The sequence below is a fragment of the Stutzerimonas stutzeri genome (assembly GCF_000590475.1).
Classification (GTDB): Bacteria; Pseudomonadota; Gammaproteobacteria; order Pseudomonadales; family Pseudomonadaceae; genus Stutzerimonas; species Stutzerimonas stutzeri_D.
Genome location: NZ_CP007441.1, coordinates 762,520 through 788,774, shown reverse-complemented (window position 1 = coordinate 788,774; position 26,255 = coordinate 762,520). Strand labels below are relative to the sequence as shown.

Annotated in this window: 22 protein-coding genes; 16 read left to right on the top strand and 6 right to left on the bottom strand. The window is 62.4% G+C overall.

Going from position 1 to position 26,255, the window contains the following annotated elements; all coding sequences use genetic code 11:
• The first annotated feature begins 110 nt into the window (after positions 1-110).
• From siaA to siaD, 4 genes are read left to right on the top strand one after another with little or no spacing between them, the layout of a single operon-like run.
• Positions 111-2,102 (top strand): biofilm regulation protein phosphatase SiaA, encoded by a 1,992-nt coding sequence (gene siaA / locus CH92_RS03715; protein ID WP_025240430.1) that lies wholly within the window; start codon positions 111-113, stop codon positions 2,100-2,102.
• Between the two features lie 28 nt (positions 2,103-2,130).
• Entirely contained in the window at positions 2,131-2,676 is a 546-nt protein-coding gene (gene siaB / locus CH92_RS03710; protein WP_025240429.1) for a biofilm regulation protein kinase SiaB, read from the top strand.
• Positions 2,677-2,696: 20 nt separating this feature from the next.
• The gene (gene siaC, locus CH92_RS03705) at positions 2,697-3,074 is read left to right on the top strand and encodes a biofilm regulation phosphoprotein SiaC (protein WP_025240428.1); all 378 of its coding nucleotides are present in this window, start codon (positions 2,697-2,699) and stop codon (positions 3,072-3,074) included.
• 11 nt (positions 3,075-3,085) lie between these two features.
• Positions 3,086-3,874 carry a biofilm regulation diguanylate cyclase SiaD gene (gene siaD, locus CH92_RS03700; protein ID WP_025240427.1) on the top strand — a complete coding sequence of 263 codons (789 nt, stop codon included), beginning with the start codon at positions 3,086-3,088 and terminating at the stop codon, positions 3,872-3,874.
• A 12-nt stretch (positions 3,875-3,886) separates the two neighbouring features.
• On the opposite strand, the gene CH92_RS03695 is transcribed toward siaD, so the two are convergent.
• Together CH92_RS03695 and gbcA are read right to left on the bottom strand one after the other, a co-directional pair.
• Positions 3,887-4,393 (bottom strand): gluconokinase, encoded by a 507-nt coding sequence (locus tag CH92_RS03695; protein ID WP_025240426.1) that lies wholly within the window; start codon positions 4,391-4,393, stop codon positions 3,887-3,889.
• Positions 4,394-4,636: 243 nt separating this feature from the next.
• Complete coding sequence (gbcA, locus tag CH92_RS03690; RefSeq protein ID WP_025240425.1) at positions 4,637-5,926, bottom strand: glycine-betaine demethylase subunit GbcA; 1,290 nt, start codon at positions 5,924-5,926, stop codon at positions 4,637-4,639.
• Positions 5,927-6,322: 396 nt separating this feature from the next.
• Between gbcA and gbcB the strand changes: the two genes are divergently transcribed.
• From gbcB to fdhA, 8 genes are all read left to right on the top strand, one after another.
• Positions 6,323-7,423 (top strand): glycine-betaine demethylase subunit GbcB, encoded by a 1,101-nt coding sequence (gene gbcB / locus CH92_RS03680; protein WP_025240423.1) that lies wholly within the window; start codon positions 6,323-6,325, stop codon positions 7,421-7,423.
• Between the two features lie 545 nt (positions 7,424-7,968).
• Complete coding sequence (gene glyA / locus CH92_RS03675; protein ID WP_025240422.1) at positions 7,969-9,222, top strand: serine hydroxymethyltransferase; 1,254 nt, start codon at positions 7,969-7,971, stop codon at positions 9,220-9,222.
• 122 nt (positions 9,223-9,344) lie between these two features.
• Positions 9,345-10,595, top strand: a complete 1,251-nt coding sequence (locus CH92_RS03670) for a sarcosine oxidase subunit beta (RefSeq protein ID WP_025240421.1) — start codon at positions 9,345-9,347, stop codon at positions 10,593-10,595.
• Positions 10,596-10,649: 54 nt separating this feature from the next.
• Positions 10,650-10,976, top strand: coding sequence for a sarcosine oxidase subunit delta (locus CH92_RS03665; RefSeq protein WP_025240420.1), 327 nt, complete (start codon positions 10,650-10,652; stop codon positions 10,974-10,976).
• Complete coding sequence (locus CH92_RS03660; RefSeq protein ID WP_025240419.1) at positions 10,973-14,005, top strand: sarcosine oxidase subunit alpha; 3,033 nt, start codon at positions 10,973-10,975, stop codon at positions 14,003-14,005. The genes CH92_RS03665 and CH92_RS03660 overlap by 4 nt, the downstream gene beginning before the upstream one ends.
• Before the next feature lie 83 nt (positions 14,006-14,088).
• Entirely contained in the window at positions 14,089-14,718 is a 630-nt protein-coding gene (locus CH92_RS03655; protein ID WP_025240418.1) for a sarcosine oxidase subunit gamma, read from the top strand.
• 110 nt (positions 14,719-14,828) lie between these two features.
• Positions 14,829-15,686 (top strand): formyltetrahydrofolate deformylase, encoded by an 858-nt coding sequence (purU, locus tag CH92_RS03650; protein WP_025240417.1) that lies wholly within the window; start codon positions 14,829-14,831, stop codon positions 15,684-15,686.
• Positions 15,687-15,869: 183 nt separating this feature from the next.
• On the top strand, positions 15,870-17,069 hold the full coding sequence (fdhA, locus tag CH92_RS03645; RefSeq protein ID WP_025240416.1) for a formaldehyde dehydrogenase, glutathione-independent: 1,200 nt from the start codon (positions 15,870-15,872) through the stop codon (positions 17,067-17,069).
• Between the two features lie 137 nt (positions 17,070-17,206).
• Here fdhA and CH92_RS03640 read toward each other — a convergent pair whose 3' ends face one another.
• From CH92_RS03640 to choX, 4 genes are all read right to left on the bottom strand, one after another.
• Positions 17,207-17,674, bottom strand: coding sequence for a thioesterase family protein (locus tag CH92_RS03640; RefSeq protein WP_025240415.1), 468 nt, complete (start codon positions 17,672-17,674; stop codon positions 17,207-17,209).
• A gap of 151 nt (positions 17,675-17,825) precedes the next feature.
• Positions 17,826-18,791, bottom strand: a complete 966-nt coding sequence (locus CH92_RS03635) for an L-carnitine dehydrogenase (protein ID WP_025240414.1) — start codon at positions 18,789-18,791, stop codon at positions 17,826-17,828.
• Positions 18,792-18,921: 130 nt separating this feature from the next.
• Positions 18,922-19,809, bottom strand: coding sequence for a 3-keto-5-aminohexanoate cleavage protein (locus CH92_RS03630; protein ID WP_025240413.1), 888 nt, complete (start codon positions 19,807-19,809; stop codon positions 18,922-18,924).
• 81 nt (positions 19,810-19,890) lie between these two features.
• On the bottom strand, positions 19,891-20,829 hold the full coding sequence (gene choX / locus CH92_RS03625; RefSeq protein ID WP_025240412.1) for a choline ABC transporter substrate-binding protein: 939 nt from the start codon (positions 20,827-20,829) through the stop codon (positions 19,891-19,893).
• A gap of 270 nt (positions 20,830-21,099) precedes the next feature.
• Here choX and CH92_RS03620 point away from each other — a divergent pair, with 270 nt between their 5' ends.
• The 4 genes from CH92_RS03620 (at position 21,100) to dgcA (ending at position 26,176) form a co-directional block, all read left to right on the top strand.
• Positions 21,100-22,053, top strand: a complete 954-nt coding sequence (locus CH92_RS03620; protein ID WP_025240411.1) for a GlxA family transcriptional regulator — start codon at positions 21,100-21,102, stop codon at positions 22,051-22,053.
• Between the two features lie 190 nt (positions 22,054-22,243).
• Positions 22,244-23,221, top strand: a complete 978-nt coding sequence (locus CH92_RS03615; protein WP_025240410.1) for a dipeptidase — start codon at positions 22,244-22,246, stop codon at positions 23,219-23,221.
• Positions 23,222-23,427: 206 nt separating this feature from the next.
• Positions 23,428-23,958, top strand: a complete 531-nt coding sequence (locus tag CH92_RS03610) for a 4-vinyl reductase (RefSeq protein WP_025240409.1) — start codon at positions 23,428-23,430, stop codon at positions 23,956-23,958.
• A gap of 157 nt (positions 23,959-24,115) precedes the next feature.
• Positions 24,116-26,176, top strand: coding sequence for a dimethylglycine demethylation protein DgcA (dgcA, locus tag CH92_RS03605; RefSeq protein WP_025240408.1), 2,061 nt, complete (start codon positions 24,116-24,118; stop codon positions 26,174-26,176).
• Positions 26,177-26,255: the final 79 nt, after the last annotated feature.

Sequence of the window (26,255 nt, the reverse complement as noted above, 5' to 3'; positions counted from 1 at the left end):
CGCCACTGGTGGCGACCAGCCCTATGCCTGATAATCGCCGCCTTATGCCACCCGGGATGGTGCGTGCGACGCCGGGTTCACCAGCAATCGCGAAGGAAGACGGGGTCAACATGGCGGCACTGGGATTACGCGGCAAATCGCTGCTGGCGCTATTGCTGACCTTCCTGCTCGCGATCGGCGTGGCCGCGCTGGTCGGCCGTGAAGCGCTCAAAGGCGTGCAGAACCGTTTCGGCGAAGCCTATGCGCGCAACGCGGTACAGCTCAACCGCGAACGGCTATTCGCCCCGGTCACTCGTGAACTGGCCTTGGCGCAACGCCTGGCCGAATCGCAAATCACCCGTGCCTGGTTGCTCGATGAAGAGGATGCCGACAAGCGCGCCCTGTTCTTCACCGAAGCGGCCGGTTATCAGCAGGCACTGAGCGACCACGCCTACTTCGCCGCGTCGGCGAGCAGCAATAGCTACTATTCCAACAGCGACAAGCTGAGCCCTAGCGAAGCCCCTCGCTATCAAATGCGTCCCGATGCTGACGAGGACGAGTGGTTCTATACCACGCTGCGCTCGGACGCACCCTACCACCTCAACGTAGACCGCTCAGCCGTTACCCGGGACCTCAAGATATGGTTCAACATTGTCGTGCGGGACGGCGACAGGCCATTGGGGGTGGTCGGTTCGGGCATCAGCCTGAATGCCTTCATCAGCGAATTTATCGAGGTCGACAGGACCGGCGTTGAAGCCATGGTGCTCGACGGCTATGGCTCGATCCTGATCCACCCCAACCAAAACCTGGTGACGCTCAATGCCGACACCTCGCAAGGCCGCTCGCTGGCGACCAACGTGCTGGGGTTGCTGGACAATATCGAGCAGGCCACCGCACTGCGAGAGGCCATGGCTTTCAGCCGGGAACACCCCGGTGATACCGCCACTCTGCAGGTCACGCTGGACGGCGAGCCGCGCCTGCTGGCGATGACCTGGGTACCCGAGCTGAACTGGTTCGTCGCCAGTGCGGTCGACCTGCGCACCGCCCAGGTCATCGAGATCAAACCGCTACTGCCTGCGATCGGCGCCGTGCTGACGCTGTTCCTGCTGTTAATCGTCAGCGGCGCCTGGCTGGTCGACAAGCGCTTGCTACGTCCCCTTCGGCAACTGCGCAAAAGCGCCCAGGCGATCGCGGCCGGGCAGTATGACGCTCCCCTGCCAAGCCATCGCGACGACGAAATCGGCGAGCTGAGCGCCGCGTTCGCCAGCATGGCGCAGAAGGTTCGCAGCCATACCAGCGAGCTCGAAAGCCGGGTTCAGGAGCGTACCCGAGCGTTGGAACAGGCCAATCGCGAGATGGCCGCCGCGCACAAGAAAATCGACGACTCCATCGACTACGCCAGCCTGATCCAGCACGCCATTCTGCCCAAGCGCCAATTGATTGCCGACCTCGATGAGCGTCATGCGGTGCTCTGGCATCCACGCGATGTTGTCGGCGGCGACTTCTATGTCTATCGCGCCACCGCCCAGGGATGCCTGCTCGGCGTGGTCGACTGCGCCGGCCACGGCGTGCCCGGCGCGCTGATGACCATGCTCGCCCACGCCGCGATCGAGCAGGCCATCGCTGACGCCGGCCTGCACGATCCGGCCGCCATCCTCGCGCGGACCGACAGCATCGTGCGCAGAATGCTGCGCGACGACAGTACACAACATGCCCTGGCAACCAATATGGACGTGGGCCTTGCCTATGCCGATTTCGACCGCCGCCAGGTGACCTATGCGGGTGCCAAGATCGCGCTTTACTACAGCGATGGGAAAACCCTCGACGAACTGCCGGCCGGCCGCCGTGCGATCGGTGACCGACGCCTCGGTGAGTACCAGAATGCCGAAATCGAACTGACACCTGGGCGCACCTTCTACCTCGCCACCGATGGCTTCCTTGATCAGGCGGGTGGTGAGCTAGGCTATGGCTTCGGTAACAGTCGCTTCGCCGAGATGATCCTGCGTCACGCCCGCTTGCCCTTGGCCGAGCAAGGCGCCGCGTTCAAAGCGACCCTGGCGGAGTACCAGGGCGATTATCCGCAGCGTGACGACATCACGATGCTGTGTTTCCGTTTCGATTGAGCGCCATCCACCGGAGTCGAGTTGCCCCATGGAAACCCTTGACCTGTTCGCCATGCGCGAAAGCTATAACAGACAGCAGATCATGCTGTGCTTCAACGGCCCGATCTCGCGTAGCCTGATCGAGGAAATCGGCAACGCGCTGCGCAACTATCTGGCTGCCGATCACGCCAACGCGTCCTCGGCCATGGACGTATTCGCCGTGTATATCGAGATGACCCAGAACATTCGTCACTACGCCAAAGTGCGTAATTGGGCGGACCAGGAAGCAGGGGCCACAGTAGTGGTTGCGCGCAACGATAGCGACGGCCGCTATGTCGTTTCCGCAGGCAACCTGATCGAGACGGCCGATGGCGAAGCATTGCTCGCCACCATTGAAGATCTGGCGAGCCTGGACAAGGCCCAGCTCAAGGTCCGCTACAAGGAACAGTTGCGCAAACCGCGTGAAGACAACACCGCCAGCGGCGCCGGACTGGGCCTGATCGACATCGCCCGCAAATCCAGCGAACCACTGAAAGCATCGCTGCAAACCGTTGCCAACGGCCGCTCGTTCATCAGCCTGAGCGCGGTCATCTGACCTACAAGAGCAAAATGCACATGAATGATTTCTCCATCGCTGGCAGCCAGTCATCGCCTGCCATTCAGTCCGACTGGGAAAATGGCGTGCTCGCCATGCAAGGCGACTCCTACCCGGAAAACTCCTATGAGCTTTTCCACCAAGTCATCGAGTGGATCGAGCGCTATCTGGCCGAAGCCGGACGGCCGCTGCGGCTGGAACTGCACTTGTTGTATCTGAACACCAGCAGCATCAAGGCGGTGATGGATATCTTCGATCTGCTGGAAGCCGCCCACCAGGAAGGCAAGCCGGTTGCGGTCAATTGGCACTACGATCGACGCAACGAACGTGTGGTAGAGCTGGCGGAAGAGTTCAAGGAAGACTGCACCTTTCCGTTCATGATCCTCAGCGACGAATAGAAGGCTTTTACATGCGTGGGCAAAGTCCGCTGGAAACCCAGATCGTGGAATCGCTCGCCGATCCGCAGAATCAGGATCATCCGTTGCGCGAAACGCTGAGCCAGCTGTGGGAGGCGCACCACAACCTGCTCAACCGCATCGAACGGATCGCCCGCGTCTCCGACGGCTATCAGAACATCGTCCGGGACCGCGAGATGAGCCTCTCCGCACGCTTCGACAAGCAGCTACGGCAGCTGGAAAAGGTCGCACGCATCTCTGATCGCTACCAGATGATGATGCGCGATCTGAACATTGCGCTGAAGGAGGCCTCGACACACGATGCGTTGACCGGAATCGCCAATCGCCGCCTACTCACCGAGCGGCTGCGCGACGAAACCGAACGAGCCAAACGCTATAGCCGTCCGCTGTGCATCGTCATGATCGATATCGACCGCTTTAAGGTCATCAACGATGAATACGGCCACGAAGTGGGCGATCACGTGCTGATGGATGTGGTGCGGGTGATGGAAGCGGAAATCCGCGAGCACGATCTGTGCGGCCGCTGGGGTGGCGAAGAGTTCCTGGTAATGATGCCGGAAACCACGAGCGAGCAGGCCGTTGGGGTGATGGAACGCCTGCGCCAAGCAGTCGCCAACCTGCGCGTTCGCGTCAATGACGACTCGCTATCGGTCACCGTAAGCTTGGGTCTGGCGCAACTGCGCGCCGACGAGAATTATTCCAGCACCATCAACCGCGCCGACATAGCGCTGCTAAGAGCCAAGCGCAATGGCCGCGATCGTTACGAGCTGGCCGACGACTGAACCTGGTCTCTGCTAGCCGCTCGCCTCGGCGCGCGACAGGCGCTTCATAAGCGTCTCGACAATCTCTTCGGGCGAAGGTGTGATATCCACCCGTATCGCCTCATCCTCGCGGGGAGCTTCCAGCGTCTGCAACTGGCTGCGCAGCAGGCGGGGGTCAAAGAAGTGCCCGGCGCGCTTGGTTAGACGCTCCAGCAGCAAATCCTCCGATCCATCCAGATAGACCCACATGACCTGCTCGTCGCCTCCGCTGAGTAGCTGGCGGTAGCGGCGCTTGAGTGCGGAGCAGGCGAAAACCCAGTCATGGCCCTGCTTACGCTGCGCCTTGATCGCGTCACGCATCGCCTCCAGCCATGGCTGACGATCCTCATCATCCAGCGCGATGCCGCGGGCCATCTTTTGCTTGTTGGCCTCGCTGTGAAACTCGTCGGCGTCGGAGAAGCCGCATCCCAGACGGGCAGCCAATTGCTTGCCAATGGTCGTTTTGCCGCTGCCGGCCACGCCCATGATGATGACGATCATGTGCCCCTCTTCACTGCAGTAGGTGGAAACCGGGGAGTGGCGCGCGACCCAGCGACGGCGCCATCGCCTCAACGCGGAAGCCCCGCGCCTTCACTCTTCGGTCATAGGGGCGTACCGAAGTTCCTCGTCTCGAACGGTCGGCTTGCCGCAGCCTTTGCGGCCGTGGGCAGCGGAACCGCGTGTGGCGCACCCACCGGTTACGAGGGGTGCGCCGCACGCGCGGCGCGTCGAACGCTTACCGGATCACTGGTTGATCTGCCGCAGATAGTTCGCAGGCGCGGCACCGAGGTTGTTCAGCATGCGCTCGCTGTACCAGTCGATGAAGTTGACCACGCCGAACTCGAAGGTTTTCGAATAGGGCCCGGGTTGATAGGCCGTCGAGTTGATCCCGCGCTGGTTTTCCTCGGCGAGGCGGCGGTCCTGGTCGTTGGTTGCATCCCAGACCTTGCGCAGGTGTTCAACCGAATAGTCGACGCCCTCCACCGCATCCTTGTGCACCAACCATTTGGTGGTGACCCGGGTTTCCTGAGCACTGATCGGCCACACGGTGAAGACGATGATGTGATCGCCCATGCAGTGGTTCCAGGAGTGCGGCAGGTGGAGGATACGCATCGAGCCGAGCTCGGGGTTCTTGATTCGCCCCATGAGCTTCTGGCAACCCTGTTTGCCATCCATGGTCATCGACACGGTGCCTTTGAGCAGCGGCATGCGCACGATGCGGTTGCGCAGCCCGAAGCTGGCATGGGCATAGGGAATCTTCTCGGCATCCCAGGCAGCGGCCGATGCAGCCACATGATCCTTGAACGCCTGACTGGCGCGCGGATCGGTGACATCGTCCCATTCCAGCAACGACTTGAGCAGCTCAGGATGCGCGCCGTTGCAGTGGTAGCACTCGCGATTGTTCTCCAGCACCAGCTTCCAGTTGGCCTTTTCCACCAGGGTGCTCTGTATCGCCACCTTGGTGTTCTCCATGTCGTACGGTTCCATGTAGTGCGTCAGGGTGGCGAGGAAGTCGTCGATGGCCGGCGGGTTCTCAGCCAGCGAGATGAAGATATAGCCGCCAGCCGTCTTGCACTGCACCGGTTTGAGGCCGTATTGGTTCATGTCGAAGTCGGTGCCCATTTCGGTGCCCGCGAACAGCAGGCGGCCGTCCAGCTCGTAGGTCCACTGATGGTAGGGGCACACCAGCTTGGCGACTTTTCCCTTGTCGCTGGTGCACAGCCGCGAACCGCGATGGCGACAGACGTTGTGGAATGCATGCACAGCGCCTTCGGCGCCGCGGATGACCAGGATGGGGTTATCGCCGATCTGCAATGTCAGGAAGTTGCCCTTCGCTGGAATCTCGCAGGTCATGCCCGCGATCAACCATTCCTTGTGAAAGATTTCCTGCATGTCGAGCTGGAACAGCCGTTCATCGCTATAGAACGGCTGCGGTAGAGAAAACATCGGCTCACGCGTCTGCAGCATTTCGGCAGTCGCCTTACGCGCGGCTTCGAGCGGATCGCCCAAGCTCAGGGTGAAAGTGGCATCCATCGGTTACTCCTCAAGCCGGCCGCGCCCTGGCGGGCATCTCTGGCTGGCGACAAAATGGCTATACGGGTGCTACACAAGGGGTACCGGATGACCTCCCTGTCACCGGGAGGAAAACCGACTCCAGCCGGATTCCTCCCTCGATCGGCTGCGACCGAGTGTGTCCCGGCGCAAGTGGAAAACCTTATCCATGGGCGACAGCCGCGCATCCGTTACCGACGCCGGAACGCCCCTGTGGCTGGACTGGTCGCGATGAGCATGTCGATGTCGCGGATAGGTAAGTGGGCCTCAGGTGCGTTGCGCACAATTCTGCGCCATAAGGGCCATGCGTTATTACCGTCGCGGCCCTGCAGACGGGCCTGGAAGGGCCGTAGTAGCCAGCGCGCAATCGAGGTGAGCATGTCCAGCAATTTCCTCAACCCGGTCAATACCCAGACATGGACCAACGGCCGTCATCTGGTGCGTTGCGTAAAGGTGATCCAGGAGACATGGGATGTGCGCACCTTCTGTTTCATGTCTGATCAGCCGATCATGTTCTTCTTCAAACCGGGACAGTTCGTCACGCTGGAACTTGAAATAGACGGCCAGCAGGTGATGCGCTCGTACACCATCGCCAGCTCGCCCTCGGTGCCCTACAGCTTCTCGCTGACGATCAAGCGCATCCCCGGCGGCAAGGTTTCCAACTGGCTGCATGACAACCTCAGCGAAGGCGATCTGCTGCCAGTGCACGGTCCGGTCGGGCTGTTCAATACCATCGATTTCCCCACCGACAGGGTCCTGTTTCTATCCGGCGGCGTCGGCATCACGCCGGTCATGTCGATGGCCCGCTGGTTCTTCGACACCAACGCCAACGTCGACATGGTGTTCGTCCACAGCGCCCGCTCGCCCAAGGACATCATCTTCCATCGCGAGCTGGAACACATGGCCTCGCGGGTCAGCAACTTCAGCCTGCATATCATCTGTGAACGGCATGGCATGGGTGAGGCCTGGGCCGGTTATCGCGGCTACCTCGACCAGCGCATGCTGGAGCTGATTGCGCCGGACTTTTCCGACCGAGAGATTTTCTGCTGCGGGCCAACCCCGTACATGAGCGCAGTCAAGCGACTGCTGACCGTCAATGGCTTCGACATGCAGCGCTATCACGAGGAATCTTTCGGCGCGACACCGGCAGGTGTGCGTGAAGACGTCAAAGAACTGGCCGACCAGGCCGCCGAGGCGCCCGATTTGCCGCTCGCCGATCTCAATCAAGTGGAATTCACCGCGACCGGCAAGAGCATCCGCGTCGGCCCGCACGAAACGGTTCACTCCGCCGCGGCACAGCTCGGCCTGCATATTCCCAAGGCGTGCGGTATGGGTATCTGCGGCACCTGCAAGGTGATGAAAACCGCTGGCGAGGTAGCCATGGAGCACAACGGCGGCATTACCGATGAAGACGTAGCGGAGGGCTATATCCTGTCCTGCTGCAGCGTGCCCAAGGGCGACGTGGTCATCGATTACTGAGTCAGCCTCAGCGGTGGCCATAACCCGTCCGCTGATCGCTCGCCTGGCAGCGCCTGCCAGGCGAGCGCCTTGCCGTCCGGCGCAGCCCCGCCTCGCGCGGACCGTCGCCTCCTTACGCGTGCTGGCTTAAGAAGCCGCCCACCTCCGGTCCGACGCCTTGGGCGCGATCGAGGCCGAGCCGGCCTCACACATTCGTTCTCGCGCCATACGCCATACGCCATACGCCATACGCCATACGCCAGCTGCTTAGTGCTCAATGCCAGTTCAAGCGTTTCCGAAGCCATTCGGCTGCTCGTATTTCCGCTCGCACCGCCCTGCTTGCAGTGCTTGGCAGATGGCGTTTGCGGCAGGCGAGACTGCTCCGATTCCGGCGTGACAGGTGGGCACGTGCAAAAGGTTCCGAGAGCGACGAAGCATGTCGCAAACGAACTCCCACGAGGCGCACGCAGGCATCTTCCCGGAAAGGCCCGGCCATACCATCGCATCCAGACAGACCAAGGCCTTCACCGAGGCGAGTGGCGCATCCGCGCCTTTAGGAGATCGAGATGTTCAGCAAGCACGACCAAATCCAAGGCTACGACGATGAACTGCTGGCTGCGATGAATGCCGAGGAGGCTCGTCAGGAGCATCATATCGAGCTGATCGCCTCGGAGAACTACACCAGCAAGCGCGTGATGCAGGCTCAGGGTAGCGGGCTGACCAACAAGTACGCCGAAGGCTATCCGGGCAAGCGCTACTACGGTGGCTGCGAACATGTCGATGTGGTCGAGCAACTGGCGATCGACCGCGCCAAGCAGCTGTTCGGCGCCGATTACGCCAACGTCCAGCCGCATTCGGGCTCCTCGGCCAACAGCGCGGTGTATCTGGCGCTGCTGCAGCCTGGCGACACCATTCTTGGGATGAGCCTGGCCCACGGCGGCCACCTGACCCACGGCGCCAAGGTCAGCAGCTCCGGCAAGCTCTATAACGCCGTGCAGTACGGGATCGACACCAAAACCGGCCTTATCGACTATGACGAGGTCGAGCGCCTGGCCATCGAAAGCAAGCCGAAGATGATCGTCGCCGGCTTCTCGGCCTACTCGAAGACCCTCGATTTCCCGCGCTTCCGCGCCATCGCCGACAAGGTCGGTGCACTGCTCTTCGTCGACATGGCTCACGTCGCCGGGCTGGTCGCCGCCGGCCTCTATCCCAACCCGATCCCGTTCGCCGACGTGGTCACCACCACGACGCACAAGACCCTGCGCGGTCCACGTGGCGGCCTGATCCTGGCGCGCGCCAACGCCGATATCGAGAAGAAGCTCAATGCCGCGGTGTTCCCCGGTGCCCAAGGCGGCCCGTTGATGCATGTCATCGCCGGCAAGGCGGTGTGCTTCAAGGAGGCCCTGGAGCCTGACTTCAAGGATTACCAGCAGCAGGTGATCAAGAACGCCCAGGCCATGGCTGGCGTGTTCATCGAGCGCGGCTTCGACGTGGTCTCCGGTGGCACCGACAACCATCTGTTCCTGGTCAGCCTGATCAAGCAGGGCATCACCGGCAAGGACGCTGACGCCGCTCTCGGGCGCGCCGGCATCACGGTCAACAAGAACGCTGTGCCCAACGATCCGCAGTCGCCCTTCGTCACCTCCGGCTTGCGCATCGGCACGCCGGCTATCACCACCCGCGGTTTCAAGGAAGCCCAGAGCGTCGAGCTCGCCGGCTGGATCTGCGACATCCTCGACCACCTCGGCGATGACGACGTGGAAGCACAGGTTGCCCGACAGGCCGCTGGATTGTGCGCGGATTATCCGGTGTACCGCTGATTCGCAGGGTGGAAGGCGCTGTGTCCTTCCACCGTAAATCGGTGGATCGATAACCGGCGTTCCACCTCGCGAATCGCATTGCGTCACCGCTTCGAGGCGGTCGTTTTTCAGGAGCATTCGACATGCAACGTTATTCCGGCTTCGGCCTGCTCAAGCACTCCTTCAGCCATCACGAAAACTGGCAGCGCATGTGGCGCAATCCCACGCCCAAACCGGTGTACGACGTCATCATCGTCGGCGCTGGCGGCCATGGCTTGGCCACTGCCTATTACCTGGCAAAAGAGTTCGGCGTGAAGAACGTCGCGGTGATCGAGAAGGGCTGGCTGGGCGGCGGTAATACCGCGCGCAATACCACCATCGTGCGTTCCAACTATCTGTGGGATGAAGCGGCGCAGCTCTACGAGCATGCGATGAAGCTGTGGGAAGGCCTGTCCCAGGACATCAACTACAACGTCATGTTCTCCCAGCGCGGTGTGTTCAACCTCGGCCACACCCTGCAGGACATGCGCGACATCGAGCGCCGGGTCAGCGCCAACCGGCTCAACGGAGTGGACGGTGAAGTGGTGAACGCCGAGCAGGTGGCGGAAATGATCCCCTACCTGGACTGCTCCAAGAACACCCGCTACCCGGTTCTCGGCGCCTCGCTACAGCGTCGCGGCGGCGTCGCCCGTCACGATGCGGTGGCCTGGGGTTATGCCCGCGCCGCCGATGCCCTGGGCGTCGACCTGATCCAGCAGACCGAAGTGACCGGCTTCCGCAAGGAAAACGGCGTGTGCATCGGCGTGGAGACCAACAAGGGCTTCATCGGCGGCAAGCGTGTCGGCGTGGTCACCGCTGGTAACTCCGGGCATATGGCCAAGCTCGCTGGCTTCCGCCTGCCACTCGAATCCCACCCGCTGCAGGCGCTGGTGTCCGAGCCGATCAAGCCGATCATCGACACCGTGATCATGTCCAACGCGGTGCATGGCTACATCAGCCAGTCGGACAAGGGCGACCTGGTCATCGGCGCCGGCATCGACAGCTACAACGGCTACGGCCAGCGCGGCTCCTACCCCACCATCGAACACACCCTGCAGGCCATCGTCGAGATGTTCCCGGTGCTCTCGCGGGTACGTATGAACCGACAGTGGGGCGGCATCGTCGACACCACCCCGGACGCCTGCCCGATCATCGCCAAGACCCCGGTGAAGAACCTGTTCTTCAACTGCGGCTGGGGCACCGGCGGCTTCAAAGCCACCCCGGGTTCGGGCCATGTGTTCGCCGCCAGCCTGGCCAAGGGCGAGATGCACCCGCTGGCCAAAGCGTTCTCGATCGAGCGTTTCCACAACGGCGCGCTGATCGACGAACACGGTGCGGCTGGGGTCGCACACTGATTTTGGCCCCCTCCGCCGCGGCGGGGGGAGGAAGGTTTTCCGGAGGTACCGACCATGCTGCACATCTTCTGCCCTCACTGTGGCGAACTGCGTTCCGAAGAAGAATTCCACGCCGGCGGCCAGGCGCACATTCCGCGTCCGCTGGACCCGAACGCCTGCACCGACGAGGAGTGGGGCGAGTACCTGTTCTTTCGCGACAACCCGCGCGGCATTCACCATGAGCTGTGGATTCACGCATCGGGCTGCCGCCAGTACTTCAATGTCACCCGCCACACGGTGAGCTACGAAATTCTCGAAACCTACAAGATCGGCGAGCAGCCCAGCGTGACTGAGGCTTCGCTCACTGCGAAGAAGGCTGTCGACCAAGGAGTAACGGCATGAGCCAGGTCAATCGTCTTTCCCAAGGCGGCCGCGTCGACCGCAGCCAGCCCCTGACCTTCCGATTCAACGGCGAAACCTATCAGGGCTTTGCCGGTGACACCCTGGCCGCCGCGCTGCTGGCCAACGGTGTCGATGTGGTCGGCCGCAGCTTCAAGTACTCGCGCCCACGCGGCATCGTCGCCGCCGGTGCCGAAGAGCCGAACGCGGTACTGCAGATCGGCTCGACCGAAGCCGCGCAGATCCCCAACGTGCGCGCGACCCAGCAAGCGCTTTACGCCGGTTTGACCGCTAACAGCGTGAACGGCTGGCCGAGCGTCAATACCGACCTGATGGGCATTCTCGGCAAGGTCGGCGGTGGCATGATGCCGCCCGGCTTCTACTACAAGACTTTCATGTATCCACAGAACCTGTGGCTGACTTACGAAAAGTACATTCGTAAGGCCGCAGGTCTCGGACGCGCGCCCAAAGAAAACGACCCGGACAGCTACGACCACCTGAACCAGCACTGCGACGTCCTGGTGGTCGGCGCCGGCCCGGCCGGTCTGTCCGCAGCCCTGGCCGCCGCTCGCAGTGGTGCACGGGTGATCCTTGCCGACGAACAGGAAGAGTTCGGTGGCAGCCTGCTCGCCACCCGCGAGACGCTCGATGGCAAGCCTGCCGCCGACTGGGCCGCCAAGGCCATCGCCGAACTGGAAAACATACCGGAAGTGACCCTGTTGCCGCGCGCGACCGTGAACGGCTACCACGACCACAACTTCCTCACCATTCACCAGCGCCTGACCGACCACCTCGGCGAAGTCGCGCCCATGGGTGCGTTCGGACAGAGAGCCGTGCGTCAGCGCATGCACCGCGTGCGGGCCAAGCGTGTGGTGCTGGCTACCGGCGCCCACGAGCGCCCGCTGGTCTATTCGAACAACGACGTGCCGGGCAACATGCTCGCCGATGCGGTATCCACGTACGTGCGCCGCTACGGCGTGGCACCGGGCCGTCAGTTGGTATTGTCGACCAACAACGATTACGCCTACCGGGTGGTGCTCGACTGGCTCGACATCGGCCATGAAGTGATCGCCGTCGCCGATGCGCGCAGCAATCCACGCGGTGCCTGGGTCGAGGAAGCGCGGCGGCGTGGTGTGCGCATTCTGGCCAGCAGCGCGGTGGTCGAAGCGCGCGGCAGCAAGCGGGTCACGGGGGCCCGCATCTGCGCCATCGATATCGCCAGCCATAAAGTCACCAGCCCCGGCGAAATGCTCGACTGCGACCTGATCGTCAGCTCCGGCGGCTACAGCCCGGTGGTCCACCTGGCCTCGCACCTTGGCGGCCGTCCGACCTGGCGCGAAGACATCCTCGCCTTCGTCCCCGGCGAAGGCTTCCAGAAGCGCCTCTGCGCGGGCGCGGTGAATGGCGTATTCGCCCTTGGCGACGCCCTCGCCGACGGTTTCGAGGCCGGTGCCATGGCCGCCGCCGAGACTGGTTACAAGGCGATCTCTGGCACCCTGCCGAAGGCCGAGCAGCGCGTCGAGGAAGCCACTGTCGCGCTGTTCCAGGTCCCCCACGACAAGCCCACTGAGCGAGCGCCCAAGCAGTTCGTCGACCTGCAGAACGACGTCACAGCCGCCGGCATCAAGCTGGCTACCCGTGAGGGCTTCGAGTCGGTCGAGCACGTCAAGCGCTATACCGCGCTGGGCTTCGGCACCGATCAGGGCAAGCTGGGCAATATCAACGGCCTGGCCATCGCCGCCCATTCGATGGGTATCAGCATCGCGGAGATGGGCACCACCATGTTCCGCCCGAGCTACACGCCGGTGACCTTCGGCGCACTGGCCGGCCGCCATTGCCGAGAGCTGTTCGAGGCCAAACGCTATACCGCGATGCAAAAGTGGCATCTGGAAAACGGCGCCGAGTTCGAGGACGTCGGCCAGTGGAAGCGTCCCTGGTACTTCCCCAAGAAGGGTGAAGACCTGCATGCCGCCGTGGCGCGCGAATGCCTGGCCGTGCGCAACGCGGTGGGCATCCTCGATGCTTCGACCCTGGGCAAGATCGACATCCAGGGTCCGGATGCACGCGAATTCCTCAACCGCGTCTACACCAATGCCTGGACCAAGCTCGACGTGGGCAAGGCGCGCTACGGACTGATGTGCAAGGAAGACGGCATGGTCTTCGACGACGGCGTGACCGCTTGCCTCGCCGATAACCACTTCGTGATGACCACCACCACCGGCGGAGCCGCACGGGTGATGGAATGGCTGGAGATCTACCACCAGACCGAGTGGCCGGAACTGAAGGTGTATTTCACCTCGGTCACCGATCACTGGGCGACCATGACCCTGACCGGTCCCAACAGCCGCAAGCTGCTGGCCGAGGTCACCGATATCGACCTGGACAAGGACGCCTTTCCGTTCATGAGCTGGAAGGAAGGCCAAGTCGGTGGCGTGCCGGCACGGGTGTTCCGCATCTCCTTTACTGGCGAGCTGAGCTATGAAGTCAACGTCCAGGCCGACTACGCCCTGGGTGTGTGGGAGCAGATCATCGAAGCCGGCAAGAAGCACGGTCTGACGCCTTATGGCACCGAGACCATGCACGTGCTGCGCGCCGAGAAGGGCTTCATCATCGTCGGCCAGGACACAGACGGCTCGATGACCCCGGACGACCTGAACATGGGCTGGTGTGTCGGCCGCACCAAACCCTTCTCCTGGATCGGCTGGSGCGGCATGAACCGCGAGGACTGCCTCAAGGAAAACCGCAAGCAGCTGGTCGGCCTCAAGCCGGTGGATCCGGCCAAGGTGCTGCCAGAAGGCGCGCAGCTGGTATTCGATCCGAAACAGGCGATTCCGATGACCATGGTCGGTCACGTCACCTCCAGCTACATGAGTGCGTCGATGGGTTACAGCTTCGCCATGGCCGTGGTCAAGGGCGGCCTCAAGCGTATCGGCGAGCGCGTTTTCGCGCCGCTGGTGGACGGCAGCGTGATAGAGGCTGAAATCGTCAGCTCGGTGTTCTACGACCCGAAGGGCGAGCGGCAGAACGTTTGAGGTGGGCGTGAGGCTGGCACGCCCTCCTCACGCTCGATACACCCAGAATTCTACGGCGCCTTGCGGCGCCAGGCAGGTGAACCATGACCGCAGTGAACGTTTACAAACAACGCCCGGATAATCTCGAGGGGCAATCACCGCTGCACCACGCCGGTTTCGCCGAGCTGGTCGGCAAGGGTCGCGGCGGCGCCGGCATACGCCTGCGTGAAAAGAAGCTGCGCGGTCATCTGACCCTGCGCGGCGACGCTCACGATCCGGCCTTTGCCGGGGGCGTCCAGGAAGCCCTCGGCCTGCCATTGCCGGTCGCGCTGACGCTGGTGGCCGAGGGCGAGACCTCCCTGCAATGGATGGGCCCAGACGAATGGCTGCTGATCGTGCCGCGGGGCGAGGAATTCGCCACTGAACAGCGCCTGCGCGACGCCTTGGCGGGGCAGCACATTCAGGTGGTCAATGTCAGCGGCGGGCAGACCCTGCTCGAACTCAGCGGGGAGAAGGTCCGCGAGCTGCTGATGAAGTCGACGCCTTATGACGTGCATCCGAGCAACTTCCCGGTGGGCAAGGCGGTGGGCACCCATTTCGCCAAAAGCCAGCTGGTGATCCGTCACACCGCCGAAGAGGTCTGGGAACTGGTGGTGCGACGCAGCTTCGCCGATTACATCTGGCTCTGGCTGCAGGATGCCAGCGCCGAGTATGGGCTGGCGATCGAGGCGTGAAGCCGTAGGGTGGACGACGCCTCGTTCGTCCACCGCAACAAACCATAAATAGATGGATGAAGCGTGAGCTACGCGCCCCACCCTGCGCCCGCCCAGCTTGGGAGATAAACATGAGTCGCACGCCCGATACCTGGATCCTCACCGCGCACAGTCCGAGCCTGCTCGGCACGGTCGATGTGGTGACACGCTATCTCTTCGAACAGGGCTGCTATGTCACCGAGCATCACAGCTTCGATGACCGCCTGGTTAATCGCTTTTTCATTCGAGTGGAATTTCGCGCGCCAGACGGTTTCGACGAAACGGACTTCCGTTCCGGTCTGATCGACCGCGCCGCGCCGTTCGAAATGCATACCGAACTGACGCCACCGGGCTACCGGCCCAAGGTGGTGATCATGGTGTCCAAGTCAGACCACTGCCTGAATGATTTGCTCTATCGCCAGCGTATCGGCCAGTTGCCGATGGACATCGCCGCGGTGGTTTCCAACCATCCGGATCTGGAGCCCCTGGCGCGCTGGCATGCCATCCCCTATCACCACTTCCCGCTCGACCCGCACGACAAGCCGGCCCAGGAGCGTCGGGTGCTGCAGGTGATCGAGGACAGCGGCGCGGAACTGGTGGTGCTTGCTCGCTACATGCAAGTGCTCTCGCCCGAGCTCTGCCGTACCCTCGACGGCCGTGCCATCAACATCCACCACTCGTTGCTGCCCGGTTTCAAGGGCGCCAAGCCCTATCACCAGGCATACCAGAAAGGCGTCAAGCTGGTCGGTGCCACCGCGCACTTCATCAACAACGACCTCGACGAGGGGCCGATCATCGCCCAGGGCGTCGAGCCGGTGGACCATACCCATTACCCAGAAGACCTGATCGCCAAGGGCCGTGACATCGAATGCCTGACCCTGGCCAAGGCAGTCGGCTATTTCATCGAGCGTCGGGTCTTCCTCCACGCCAACCGTACGGTGGTGTTGTAAACCCAGAAAACCTCGGTCGGGGCGCTACGGGCGCCACTGACGTCGAATCAGCTCCAGAACACCAAGGCCGCTCAGCCGCTCGCAAGCCTTACGGCGAGCCGACCCGGCAACTGACAGCTCCACTACAAGCCCGCGCGGCTTCCCGTCGCGCCTTGTATTCACAAAAACAAAGGAGAAAGGCAGATGGCTGACAATCGTGGCGTTGTTTACCTAGGCGCAGGCAAGGTCGAAGTGCAGAGCATCGACTACCCCAAGATGCAGGATCCACGCGGGCGCAAGATCGAGCACGGCGTGATCCTGCGCGTCGTTTCCACCAACATCTGCGGCTCGGACCAGCACATGGTTCGCGGCCGCACCACCGCGCAGACAGGCCTGGTACTGGGCCATGAAATCACCGGTGAAGTGATCGAGAAAGGCAACGATGTCGAGAACCTGCAGCTTGGCGACCTGGTCTCGGTGCCCTTCAACGTGGCCTGCGGTCGCTGCCGTTCGTGCAAGGAAATGCATACCGGCGTCTGCCTGACCGTCAACCCGGCCCGCCCGGGCGGTGCCTACGGCTATGTCGACATGGGTGACTGGACCGGCGGCCAGGCCGAATACGTGCTGGTCCCCTACGCTGACTTCAACCTGCTCAAGCTGCCCAACCGCGACAAGGCGATGGAGAAGATCCGCGACCTGACCTGCCTGTCCGACATCCTGCCCACCGGCTATCACGGCGCGGTGACTGCCGGTGTCGGCCCGGGCAGCACGGTCTATATCGCTGGTGCCGGCCCGGTCGGGCTTGCCGCCGCTGCGTCCGCGCGCTTGCTCGGTGCTGCGGTGGTCATCGTCGGCGACGTCAATCCGGTGCGTTTGCAGCACGCGAAAGCACAGGGTTTCGAGATTGCCGACCTGTCCCAGGACACGCCGCTGCATGAGCAAATCGCCAATCTGTTGGGCGAGCCGGAAGTGGACTGCGCGGTGGATGCGGTGGGCTTCGAAGCCCGCGGTCACGGCCATGCCGGGGTACAGCACGAAGCGCCAGCAACGGTGCTTAACTCACTGATGGGCGTGGTGCGCGTCGCCGGCAAGATCGGTATTCCCGGCCTCTACGTTACCGAGGATCCCGGCGCAGTGGACGCTGCGGCGAAGATGGGCAGCCTGAGCATCCGCTTTGGCCTGGGCTGGGCCAAGTCGCACAGTTTCCATACCGGCCAGACCCCGGTAATGAAGTACAACCGCGCCCTGATGCAAGCGATCATGTGGGACCGCATCAACATCGCCGAAGTGGTCGGCGTGCAGGTGATCAGCCTGGACGAAGCGCCAAAGGGCTACGGCGAGTTCGATGCCGGCGTGCCGAAGAAATTCGTCATCGACCCGCACAAGATGTTCAGCGCCGCCTGATCGGCCCGCCTGCTCCCCGCGGGCAGGCATCTCGCCTTGCGGATCGGCGCCCGCAAGGTCCTGACATGAAGCACCTTGGGGAGCCTTGCGGCTCCTCTTTTTTATGCGCCGCGATCACACTGGCACCTTGTCCACACTCAGCCTGGCAGACCGATGACCCGCCCGATGTGAATGGGCCTGGGCAAGTCCCGCTGCGTCTCGTACAACCCCTGCACCTGCGCCAGCACCGCCTCGTCGAAGGGTGCCGAACGCCCGACGCGGCGATCGATGTTCATCAGCATCTGCTCGCTGGCCGCCAGCAACTGCTCCTCATCGGGGCGATAAAGGCCTAGATGAACGTGCAGCCGCTTACGATCGTACGCCAGCAAATGGGTACGCACCTCGACCTCGCTGCCGCGCTTTACCTCGTTCAGATAATTGATGTGGCACTCGAGGGTGTAGAGCGTATGCCCGGTGCGGGTTCGACCCGGCTCATCCAGGCCGATTCGATCCATCAGCGCATCCGTGGCGTAGCTGAAGATCAGCAGGTAGAAGGCATCGCGCAGATGGTCGTTGTAGTCGACCCATTCGGCGGGGACGGCGGTGCGGTAGCTGGTCAGGAGCATGGTCATTCTCGGGAGCGAGAGTCGAGTGGCATGAGCCCATGCAGCAGGCCCGAAGAGGTCACGGCCAAATCTAGCAGCGAACGGCGTACGGCTTCACCCCTACACCGCTGCGGCTCTGGCTGCGACATGAAGCGTCGAAGTTGTAGCGTGGTCACTCGGCAAAATCGAAGCCGTGGTGTGCCTTGGTTTGCCTGATCGCCGCCACCACGGCCAGCAGGCAGTCGTCACGATAGCGCTCCAGGTCGGCAATGCTGCGCGTGCCCTGCTGCTCGGCGGTGCCTTCGACCACCTTGTCGATCAACGCGTCGGTCAGCTCCGGCGCCTCCAGATGGGTCCACGGCAACTGCAGAGCCGGTCCGAACTGGGCCATGAAATGGCGCATGCCGGCGTCACCGCCTGCCAGGGTGTAGGTGAGAAATGTCCCCATGAACGACCAGCGCAGGCCAGCGCCGAAGCGAATCGCGTCATCGATTTCGCCAGTGGTGGCGACCCCGTCGTTGACCAGATGCAGGGCTTCGCGCCAGAGCGCTTCGAGCAAGCGGTCGGCAATAAATCCCGGCACCTCCTTGCGCACGTGCAGCGGGCGCATTCCCAGAGATTCATAGACGCCCATGGCGGTTTGGACTGCCTCTGGCGCGGTCTTCTCGCCGCCAACCACTTCCACCAGCGGCAGCAGATAAACCGGGTTGAAGGGATGGCCGACCAGGCAACGTTCAGGGTTCACGGCGTCGGCGAAGAATTCGCTGGGTAACAAACCCGAGGTGCTGGACGCAATCAGTACGTTCGGACGGGCCGCGGCGCTGATGTTCGCATGCAGCTCACATTTGAGTTCGAGACGCTCCGGCGCGCTTTCCTGGATAAAATCGACGTCTGCCACACACGCCTCGATGGTTTCGACCAGGCGCAGCCGGGTCTGACTGGCACCCGGAGCCAGGCCTTGCGCTTCGAGGGCCGGCCAGGCATTGGCAATGCGGGCGCGCAAAGCCGCTTCGGCACCCGGCGCCGGGTCCCAGGCGAGCACATCGAGGCCATGGGCCAGCGCTCGGGCAATCCATCCGGCGCCGATCACGCCGGTTCCGATGGCGGCGAAGGTTTTGATTTCGGTTACAAACGCCATGAAGGCTCCTGCTTGTGTGTCCCGGCAATCCCGGGCTTGTTGATAGGTTGCAGAGACGCGCAAGTCGCGCGAGACATCCAACCCGAAGGTGCGACACCCCGCCCGCTACGCTCGGCACCGACCTGTATTTTCAACGGCGTTTCTTGAGGTTCATCCTGGCGCGGCCTTCGGCGGGGGTCAGGGCTCGCCCGCCCATGCGCTCGATGATTTCGATGGCCCGCTCGACCAACTGACCGTTGCTGGCGTGTACGCCCCGGTCCAGCCATATGTTGTCTTCCAGGCCGACCCGTACGTTGCCGCCCAGCAGCACGGCCTGGGCCACCATCGGCATCTGCGAGCGGCCGATACCGAAGCCTGCCCAGGTCGCGCCTGCCGGAAGGTTGTCGGCCATGGCTTTCATCGTGGTGGTATCGGCGGGTGCGCCCCAGGGAATGCCCAGACAGATCTGGAACAGGGGATCGTCGAGCAGGCCCTCCTTGAGCATCTGCTTGGCAAACCACAGGTGCCCGGTGTCGAAGATCTCCAGCTCGGCCTTCACGCCCAGCTCGGTGATGCGTTTGGCACCCGCGCGTAGCTGTGACGGGGTGGAGACGTAGATGAAGTCGCCATCGCCGAAATTCAGCGTGCCGCAATCCAACGTGCAGATCTCCGGCAGCAGCTCTTGCACATGCTTGAGGCGCTCCAGCGGACCCACCAGATCGGTACCGGCACCGAACTCCAGCGGCTGCTCGCCACGCCCGATCTCCAGGTCGCCGCCCATGCCGGCGGTCAGGTTGATGATCACATCGGTATCACTTTCGCGGATGCGCTCGACCAGCTCGCGGTACAGCGCCACATCACGGCTCGGCTTGCCGGTCTGCGGGTCGCGCACATGGCAGTGCGCGACCGTAGCGCCGGCTTTGGCCGCCTCGATGGCGGCGGCGGCGATCTCTTTGGGGCTGACGGGGATGGCCGGATGCTTGCCGACTGTGTCGCCGGCACCGGTCACCGCACAGGTGACGATGACTTCGTAGTTCACGGTTATGTCCTTGTTTCAGGCGATGGAAAGCCGTACGCGGTAAACCGCGCACGGGTGCAACGTTGCATTAGGGAAAGCGGGCTACTGGAGCGAAGCGATCACCGCATCAGCATCGTTCTTGCCATCGAAGCTGGTGACGCCGGCCAGCCAGGCCTTGACCGCCTCGGGGTTGGCCTTGATCCATGCGCGGGCCACCTGATCTGGCGCTTGGCGGTCCATGATCGGCGCCATCAGCTCGGCCTCCTGGGCACTGGTGAAGCGCAAGCCTGTGAGCAGCCGATCGGCATTCGGGCAACGCTGAGCGAAGTCTGGCGCCGTGACGGTGGAAACCGTGGCAGCACCATCATCGGGGCCGAACACATCCTCACTCCCGGTCAGGTAGGTAATCGGCATCTGGATATTCATCGGGTGCGGCTTCCAGCCGAAGAACAGCACTGGTTTGTTCGCCCTCACGGCTCGGTTGACCGCCGTCAGCATGGCGCCCTCGCTGGATTCGACCAAGGTGAACTCACCCAGGCCGAACTGATTGTCATCGATCATTTTCTGAATCGCGGTATTGGCACCGGAGCCGGACTCGATACCGTATATCTTGCCATCCAGCTGCTCCTTGAATTGAGCAATGTCGGCGAAGGTTTTCAGACCCGCCTCGGCGGTATAAGTCGGCACGGCGAGTATCGCGACGGCGTCATTCAACGATGGATCGGGAGCAACCTTGACTGCGCCTTTGGCCAGAAACGGCTCAATGTTGTCATCCATGATCGGCTTCCAGTAACCGAGAAAAGCGTCGATCTGCTTTTTCTGAATGCCGGCGAATATGATCTGCTGCGAGGCTTGAGTCTGGGTGGTTTCATAGCCAAGACGCCCCAGCAGCTCACTGGCCACCGCCGTGGTGGCGACGACGTCGGTCCAGCCGACCGCGCCCAGGCGAATCTTCTGGCAACTGGCGTCATCGGCAGCCAGCAGGGATGAACTGAACAGGCTGAGTAAACAGCAACCGGCGACTGTGCTAAGACCTTTCATTGGCGCTCCCCTACGGAGGTACGATTTATCAGGACGCTTACGCCCTGTTTGTTTTTGTGCAGAGCCTCTCTTCCATGTCGGGTCGGGATGTCTGCTCACGGGCCGAGTTGCCAGCGAAACAGGCATGTATTGCGCCCGATGTGGCCACATTACGCAGCGGCGCAGGCCGAAAAACGAACTAAAGCGACCAGCTGTTGAACGGCAGCGACCAATCGGCTTGCAGCGTCGTCCGACCTGCCCTTTAGTAACGGCGATAGAACAGGATTTCTCATGCCTCAGTCCCTATGGTTTCTTCTGCTCCCGGGCTTTTCCATGATGGGCCTGATGTCGGCTATCGAGCCGCTGCGCGTGGCCAATCGCTTTCGCGGCGAGCTGTATCGCTGGCGGCTGCTCAGCCAGGATGGCGCAGCCGTCGCCAGCAGCAATGGCATGTCGCTCAATGTAGACGGTGCTCTAGAGGTGATGGGCGAATGCCACACACTATTCGTGGTGGCCGGTTTTGACCCGCTGGTCACCTTCGATACGCGCCTGGCCCACTGGCTGCGTCGAATCGAACGCGAAGGGGCAATACTCGGCGGCATCGACACCGGCAGCTTCGTCCTGGCACAAGCCGAACTGTTCGGCACGCAGCGCCTGACCCTGCACTGGGAAGCCACTGGCGCCTTTCAGGAGCGCTACCCACGCCTGAACGTGACCCAGGAACTGTTCGAGGTCGACGGCAAGCGCATCACCAGTGCGGGCGGGACGGCCAGCCTGGACCTGATGTTGACGCTGATCGGCCGTGATCATGGCGAAGCATTGGCCGTGGCCGTCTCGGAACAGTTCGTGGTCGGCCGCATCCGCTCGCGCCGGGACCACCAACGAATGCAGATCGCCAGCCGCTACGACGTACACAACAAGAAGCTGGTGCAGGTGATCAGCGAGATGGAGCGGCACAGCGAACAACCGCTCTGCTCCCAGGAGCTCGCCGAGCTGGTCAACGTCACGCCGCGGCAGCTGGAACGCCTGTTTCGCCAGCACCTCAACGAAACGCCGTCGGCCTTCTATCTCGCCCTGCGCCTGGACAAAGCTCGACAGTTGCTGCGCCAGACCGACATGAGCGTACTGGAGGTCGGCGTGGCCTGTGGTTTCGAATCGCCCTCTTATTTCTCCCGTTGCTATCGTTCGCGCTTTGCCACCAGTCCCAGCCAGGATCGCCACGAGCTACCCGCGACGGTGCGCTGAGCGATTCCCACAAGCGCGCGCCGGCTCCCGGCCAGACGTCCACGGTCGGACCTGCCCATTCACGACCGCGCTGTGACGTTTTCGGCAATACCCCAGTCGCTTTTGCATCGGGTCGCCCTGCCCCCCAGGGATATGCTCACCCCAAAGCGCCGACAAACGATTCGCTGCGCCACACTGGGGAAGTGACCTGATGAGCCCAACCGAACTGCACGCCGACAGCATCGTCATCGATGGCCTGATTATCGCCAAATGGAGCCGCGAGCTCTTCGAGGATATGCGCAAGGGCGGTTTGACCGCGGCCAACTGCACCGTTTCGGTGTGGGAAGGCTTCCAGGGCACGATGAGCAACATCGCCGCCAGCCAGAAGCTGATTCGCGAGAGCAGCGATTTGGTCATCCAGGTCCGTACGACCGCAGACATTCGTAAAGCCAAGGAATTGGGCAAGACCGGCATTCTTCTCGGCTTCCAGAATGCGCACGCGTATGAAGACCAGATCGGCTATGTCGAGATCTTCAAGCAGCTCGGCGTAGGCATCGTGCAGCTCTGCTACAACACCCAGAACCTGGTCGGCACCGGCTGTTACGAGCGCGACGGCGGATTGTCCGGGTTTGGTCATGAGATCGTTGCCGAGATGAACCGCGTCGGTGTGATGTGCGACCTTTCCCATGTCGGTAGCAAGACCAGCGAGGAAGTCATCCTGGCGTCGAACAAGCCGGTCTGCTACTCGCACTGTCTGCCGTCCGGCCTCAAGGAACATCCCCGCAACAAGTCCGACGAAGAGCTGAAGTTCATTGCCGACCACGGCGGTTTCGTCGGCGTGACCATGTTCACGCCCTTCCTGGCCAAGGGCGTCGACGCGACGGTCGATGATTACGCCGAGGCCATCGAATACGTGATGAATATCGTCGGAGAGGATTCCATCGGCATCGGCACTGATTTCACCCAAGGCCACGACCAAAGCTTCTTCGAGACGCTGACCCATGACAAGGGTTACGCCCGCCGCCTCACCAGCTTCGGCAAGATCATCAATCCGCTGGGCATTCGCACCGTGGGTGAATTCCCCAACCTCACCGAAACCCTGCTCAAGCGCGGAATGCCCGAGCGCACGGTACGCAAAGTGATGGGCGAGAACTGGGTGAGGGTGCTGAAAGACGTCTGGGGCGAGTGATGAATACCTCCGGAGCCTACTGCGCCAATCGGTAGCTGCGTCGCGTCCTCGCGACAAGCTCACCGTACTGCTCTCGCTTGTCGCTGCGGGTCTCCTTGCTCTCGGCGCGCTCGCTACGGCTCCACAGGCATTCATTGGCACTTTTCATATGTCCGGGCGCTGCCCGGCCAAAAAACGCAAAACACGAATTCTGGAGTACCGAACACATGGCTACACACGCCCCCGAGATGCCTATCCAGGTCGACGATGAAACCGGCGTCTGGACTACCGATGCCCTGCCGATGCTGTATGTGCCGCGCCATTTCTTCGTGAACAATCACATCGGCATTGAGGACGTGCTCGGGGCCGAGGCCTATGCCGAAATTCTCTACAAGGCCGGCTACAAATCGGCCTGGCACTGGTGCGAGCAAGAAGCCGAATGCCACGGCCTGGTCGGCGTGGAAGTCTTCGAGCATTACATGAAGCGCCTGTCGCAGCGCGGCTGGGGCCTGTTCAAGATCCAGGCCATCGACCTGGACGCCGGCACCTGCGAAGTACGCCTGGACCACTCGGCCTTCGTGTACGTCTACGGCAAATGCGGCCGCCCGGTGGACTACATGTTCACCGGCTGGTTCGCCGGTGCCATGGACCAGATCCTGGCCGCCAAGGGCAGCACTCTGCGCACCGTGGCCGAGCAGGTCTACGGCGCCTCCCAGGACGGCCACGACTATGGCCTGTTCCGGGTGCAGCCACTCTAAGAAACCCAATTCAACCGTGATTGAAAACGTAGCGAGCGAAGGGTAGGCAAGGCGGAGGCAGAAGCGAAAAGCGGAGTTTACGAGTAGTAAATGAGCATTTTCGCTTCTGCCTCCAACGCCGCATAACCGAGCGCAGTAGTTTTCAGAGGGTGCCGCAATGGCTTTCGAAGCAATGTTCCAGCCGATACAAATCGGCAAGCTGACCATCCGCAACCGTGTGTGCAGCACCGCCCACGCAGAGGTCTATGCCACCGACGGCGGCATGACCACCGAGCGTTACGTGCAGTATTACGAAGAGAAGGCCAAGGGCGGCATCGGCCTGGCGATCTGCGGCGGCTCCTCGGTGGTCGCCATCGACAGCCCGCAGGAATGGTGGTCTTCGGTGAATCTGTCCACCGACCGGATCATTCCGCATTTCCAGAATCTGGCCGACGCCATGCACAAGCATGGTGCCAAGATCATGATCCAGATTACCCACATGGGACGTCGCTCGCGCTGGGACGGCTTCAACTGGCCAACCCTGATGTCGCCGTCGGGTGTCCGCGAACCGGTACACCGTGCGACCTGCAAGACCATCGAGCCGGAAGAGATCTGGCGGGTGATCGGCAATTATGCCCAGGCCGCACGCCGCGCCAAGGAAGGTGGCCTGGATGGCGTCGAGCTGTCCGCCGTGCACCAGCACCTGATCGACCAGTTCTGGTCGCCGCGGGTGAACAAGCGTACCGACGAATGGGGCGGCACCTTCGAGGGGCGCATGAAGTTCGGCCTGGAAGTGCTCAAGGCCGTGCGTGCCGAGGTGGGCGACGACTTCTGCGTTGGCATGCGCATCACCGGCGACGAGTTTCACCCGGACGGCCTCACCCATGAGGACATGAAAGAGATCGCCAAGTACTACGATGCCACCGGCATGGTCGACTTCTTCGGCGTGATCGGCTCGGGCTGCGATACTCACAACACCCTGGCCAACGTCATTCCGAACATGAGCTACCCGCCGGAGCCGTTCCTGCACTTGGCCGCCGGGATCAAGGAAGTGGTTAATGTCCCCGTGCTGCATGCGCAGAACATCAAGGACCCGAACCAGGCCCAGCGCATCCTCGAAGGCGGTTACGTGGACATGGTCGGCATGACCCGCGCGCACATCGCCGACCCGCACCTGATCGCCAAGATCAAGATGGGCCAGGTGGACCAGATCAAGCAGTGCGTCGGCGCCAACTACTGCATCGACCGCCAGTATCAAGGCCTGGACGTGCTCTGCATCCAGAACGCGGCCACCAGCCGCGAATACATGGGCTTGCCGCACATCATCGAAAAGACCACCGGCGTGAAGCGCAAGGTGGTGATCGTCGGCGGCGGCCCGGCAGGCATGGAGGCGGCACGCGTCGCGGCCGAGCGCGGCCATGATGTGACCCTGTTCGAGAAGAAGGACAGCCTCGGCGGGCAGATCAGCCTGGCCGCCAAGGCGCCGCAACGTGACCAGATGGCCGGCATCACCCGCTGGTTCCAAATGGAGATCGCCCGCCTCGGCGTCGATCTGCGCCTGGGCACCGGCGCGGACGTCGAAACCATCCTCGACCTGCGTCCGGACATCGTGGTGTTGGCCAACGGCGGCCACCCGTTCATCGAGCAAAACGAACACTGGGGCGCGGAAGAAGGCCTGGTGGTCAGCAGCTGGGACATCCTCGACGGCAAGGTGGCGCCCGGCAACAACGTGCTGGTCTACGACACCATCTGTGAGTTCACCGGCATGTCGGTGGCCGACTTCATCGCCGAGAAAGGCGCCAAGGTGGAGATCGTCACCGATGACATCAAGCCCGGCGTGGCGATTGGTGGCACCAGCTTCCCGACCTACTACCGCAGCCTGTACCCGAAGGAAGTGATCATGACCGGCGACCTGATGCTGGAAAAGGTCTACCGCGAGGGCGACAAGCTGGTGGCGGTGCTGGAGAACGAATACACCGGCGCGAAGGAAGAGCGGGTGGTCGATCAGGTGGTGGTGGAGAACGGCGTGCGGCCTGACGAGAGCCTGTACTACGCACTCAAGGAAGGCTCGCGCAACAAGGGCCAGATCGACGTCGAGGCGCTGTTTGCCATCCAACCGCAGCCTTGCCTGTCGCAGAGCGGCGACGGCTATTTGCTGTTCCGTATCGGCGACTGCGTGGCCCAGCGCAATACCCACGCGGCGATCTACGACGCGCTGCGGTTGTGCAAAGACTTCTAAAAAAAGCTTGAAGCTGGAAGCCAGAAGCTAGAAGTAAAAAGCGGCCCGAACCGCTTCCAGCTTCTTGCTTGCTGCTTCC

What these genes read in the sequence shown, in the direction of transcription:
- CH92_RS03640 (WP_025240415.1), bottom strand. Translation starts at nt 17,674, where the DNA reads ATGCTCCTGACCAGCTACCGCACCGCCGTCCCCGCCGAATGGGTCGAC.
- CH92_RS03620 (WP_025240411.1), top strand. Translation starts at nt 21,100, where the DNA reads ATGCCTCAGTCCCTATGGTTTCTTCTGCTCCCGGGCTTTTCCATGATG.
- glyA (WP_025240422.1), top strand. Translation starts at nt 7,969, where the DNA reads ATGTTCAGCAAGCACGACCAAATCCAAGGCTACGACGATGAACTGCTG.
- CH92_RS03635 (WP_025240414.1), bottom strand. Translation starts at nt 18,791, where the DNA reads ATGGCGTTTGTAACCGAAATCAAAACCTTCGCCGCCATCGGAACCGGC.
- siaD (WP_025240427.1), top strand. Translation starts at nt 3,086, where the DNA reads ATGCGTGGGCAAAGTCCGCTGGAAACCCAGATCGTGGAATCGCTCGCC.
- siaA (WP_025240430.1), top strand. Translation starts at nt 111, where the DNA reads ATGGCGGCACTGGGATTACGCGGCAAATCGCTGCTGGCGCTATTGCTG.
- gbcA (WP_025240425.1), bottom strand. Translation starts at nt 5,926, where the DNA reads ATGGATGCCACTTTCACCCTGAGCTTGGGCGATCCGCTCGAAGCCGCG.
- siaB (WP_025240429.1), top strand. Translation starts at nt 2,131, where the DNA reads ATGGAAACCCTTGACCTGTTCGCCATGCGCGAAAGCTATAACAGACAG.
- CH92_RS03610 (WP_025240409.1), top strand. Translation starts at nt 23,428, where the DNA reads ATGGCTACACACGCCCCCGAGATGCCTATCCAGGTCGACGATGAAACC.
- CH92_RS03615 (WP_025240410.1), top strand. Translation starts at nt 22,244, where the DNA reads ATGAGCCCAACCGAACTGCACGCCGACAGCATCGTCATCGATGGCCTG.
- dgcA (WP_025240408.1), top strand. Translation starts at nt 24,116, where the DNA reads ATGGCTTTCGAAGCAATGTTCCAGCCGATACAAATCGGCAAGCTGACC.
- gbcB (WP_025240423.1), top strand. Translation starts at nt 6,323, where the DNA reads ATGTCCAGCAATTTCCTCAACCCGGTCAATACCCAGACATGGACCAAC.
- CH92_RS03655 (WP_025240418.1), top strand. Translation starts at nt 14,089, where the DNA reads ATGACCGCAGTGAACGTTTACAAACAACGCCCGGATAATCTCGAGGGG.
- CH92_RS03695 (WP_025240426.1), bottom strand. Translation starts at nt 4,393, where the DNA reads ATGATCGTCATCATCATGGGCGTGGCCGGCAGCGGCAAAACGACCATT.
- CH92_RS03670 (WP_025240421.1), top strand. Translation starts at nt 9,345, where the DNA reads ATGCAACGTTATTCCGGCTTCGGCCTGCTCAAGCACTCCTTCAGCCAT.
- CH92_RS03665 (WP_025240420.1), top strand. Translation starts at nt 10,650, where the DNA reads ATGCTGCACATCTTCTGCCCTCACTGTGGCGAACTGCGTTCCGAAGAA.
- purU (WP_025240417.1), top strand. Translation starts at nt 14,829, where the DNA reads ATGAGTCGCACGCCCGATACCTGGATCCTCACCGCGCACAGTCCGAGC.
- siaC (WP_025240428.1), top strand. Translation starts at nt 2,697, where the DNA reads ATGAATGATTTCTCCATCGCTGGCAGCCAGTCATCGCCTGCCATTCAG.
- choX (WP_025240412.1), bottom strand. Translation starts at nt 20,829, where the DNA reads ATGAAAGGTCTTAGCACAGTCGCCGGTTGCTGTTTACTCAGCCTGTTC.
- fdhA (WP_025240416.1), top strand. Translation starts at nt 15,870, where the DNA reads ATGGCTGACAATCGTGGCGTTGTTTACCTAGGCGCAGGCAAGGTCGAA.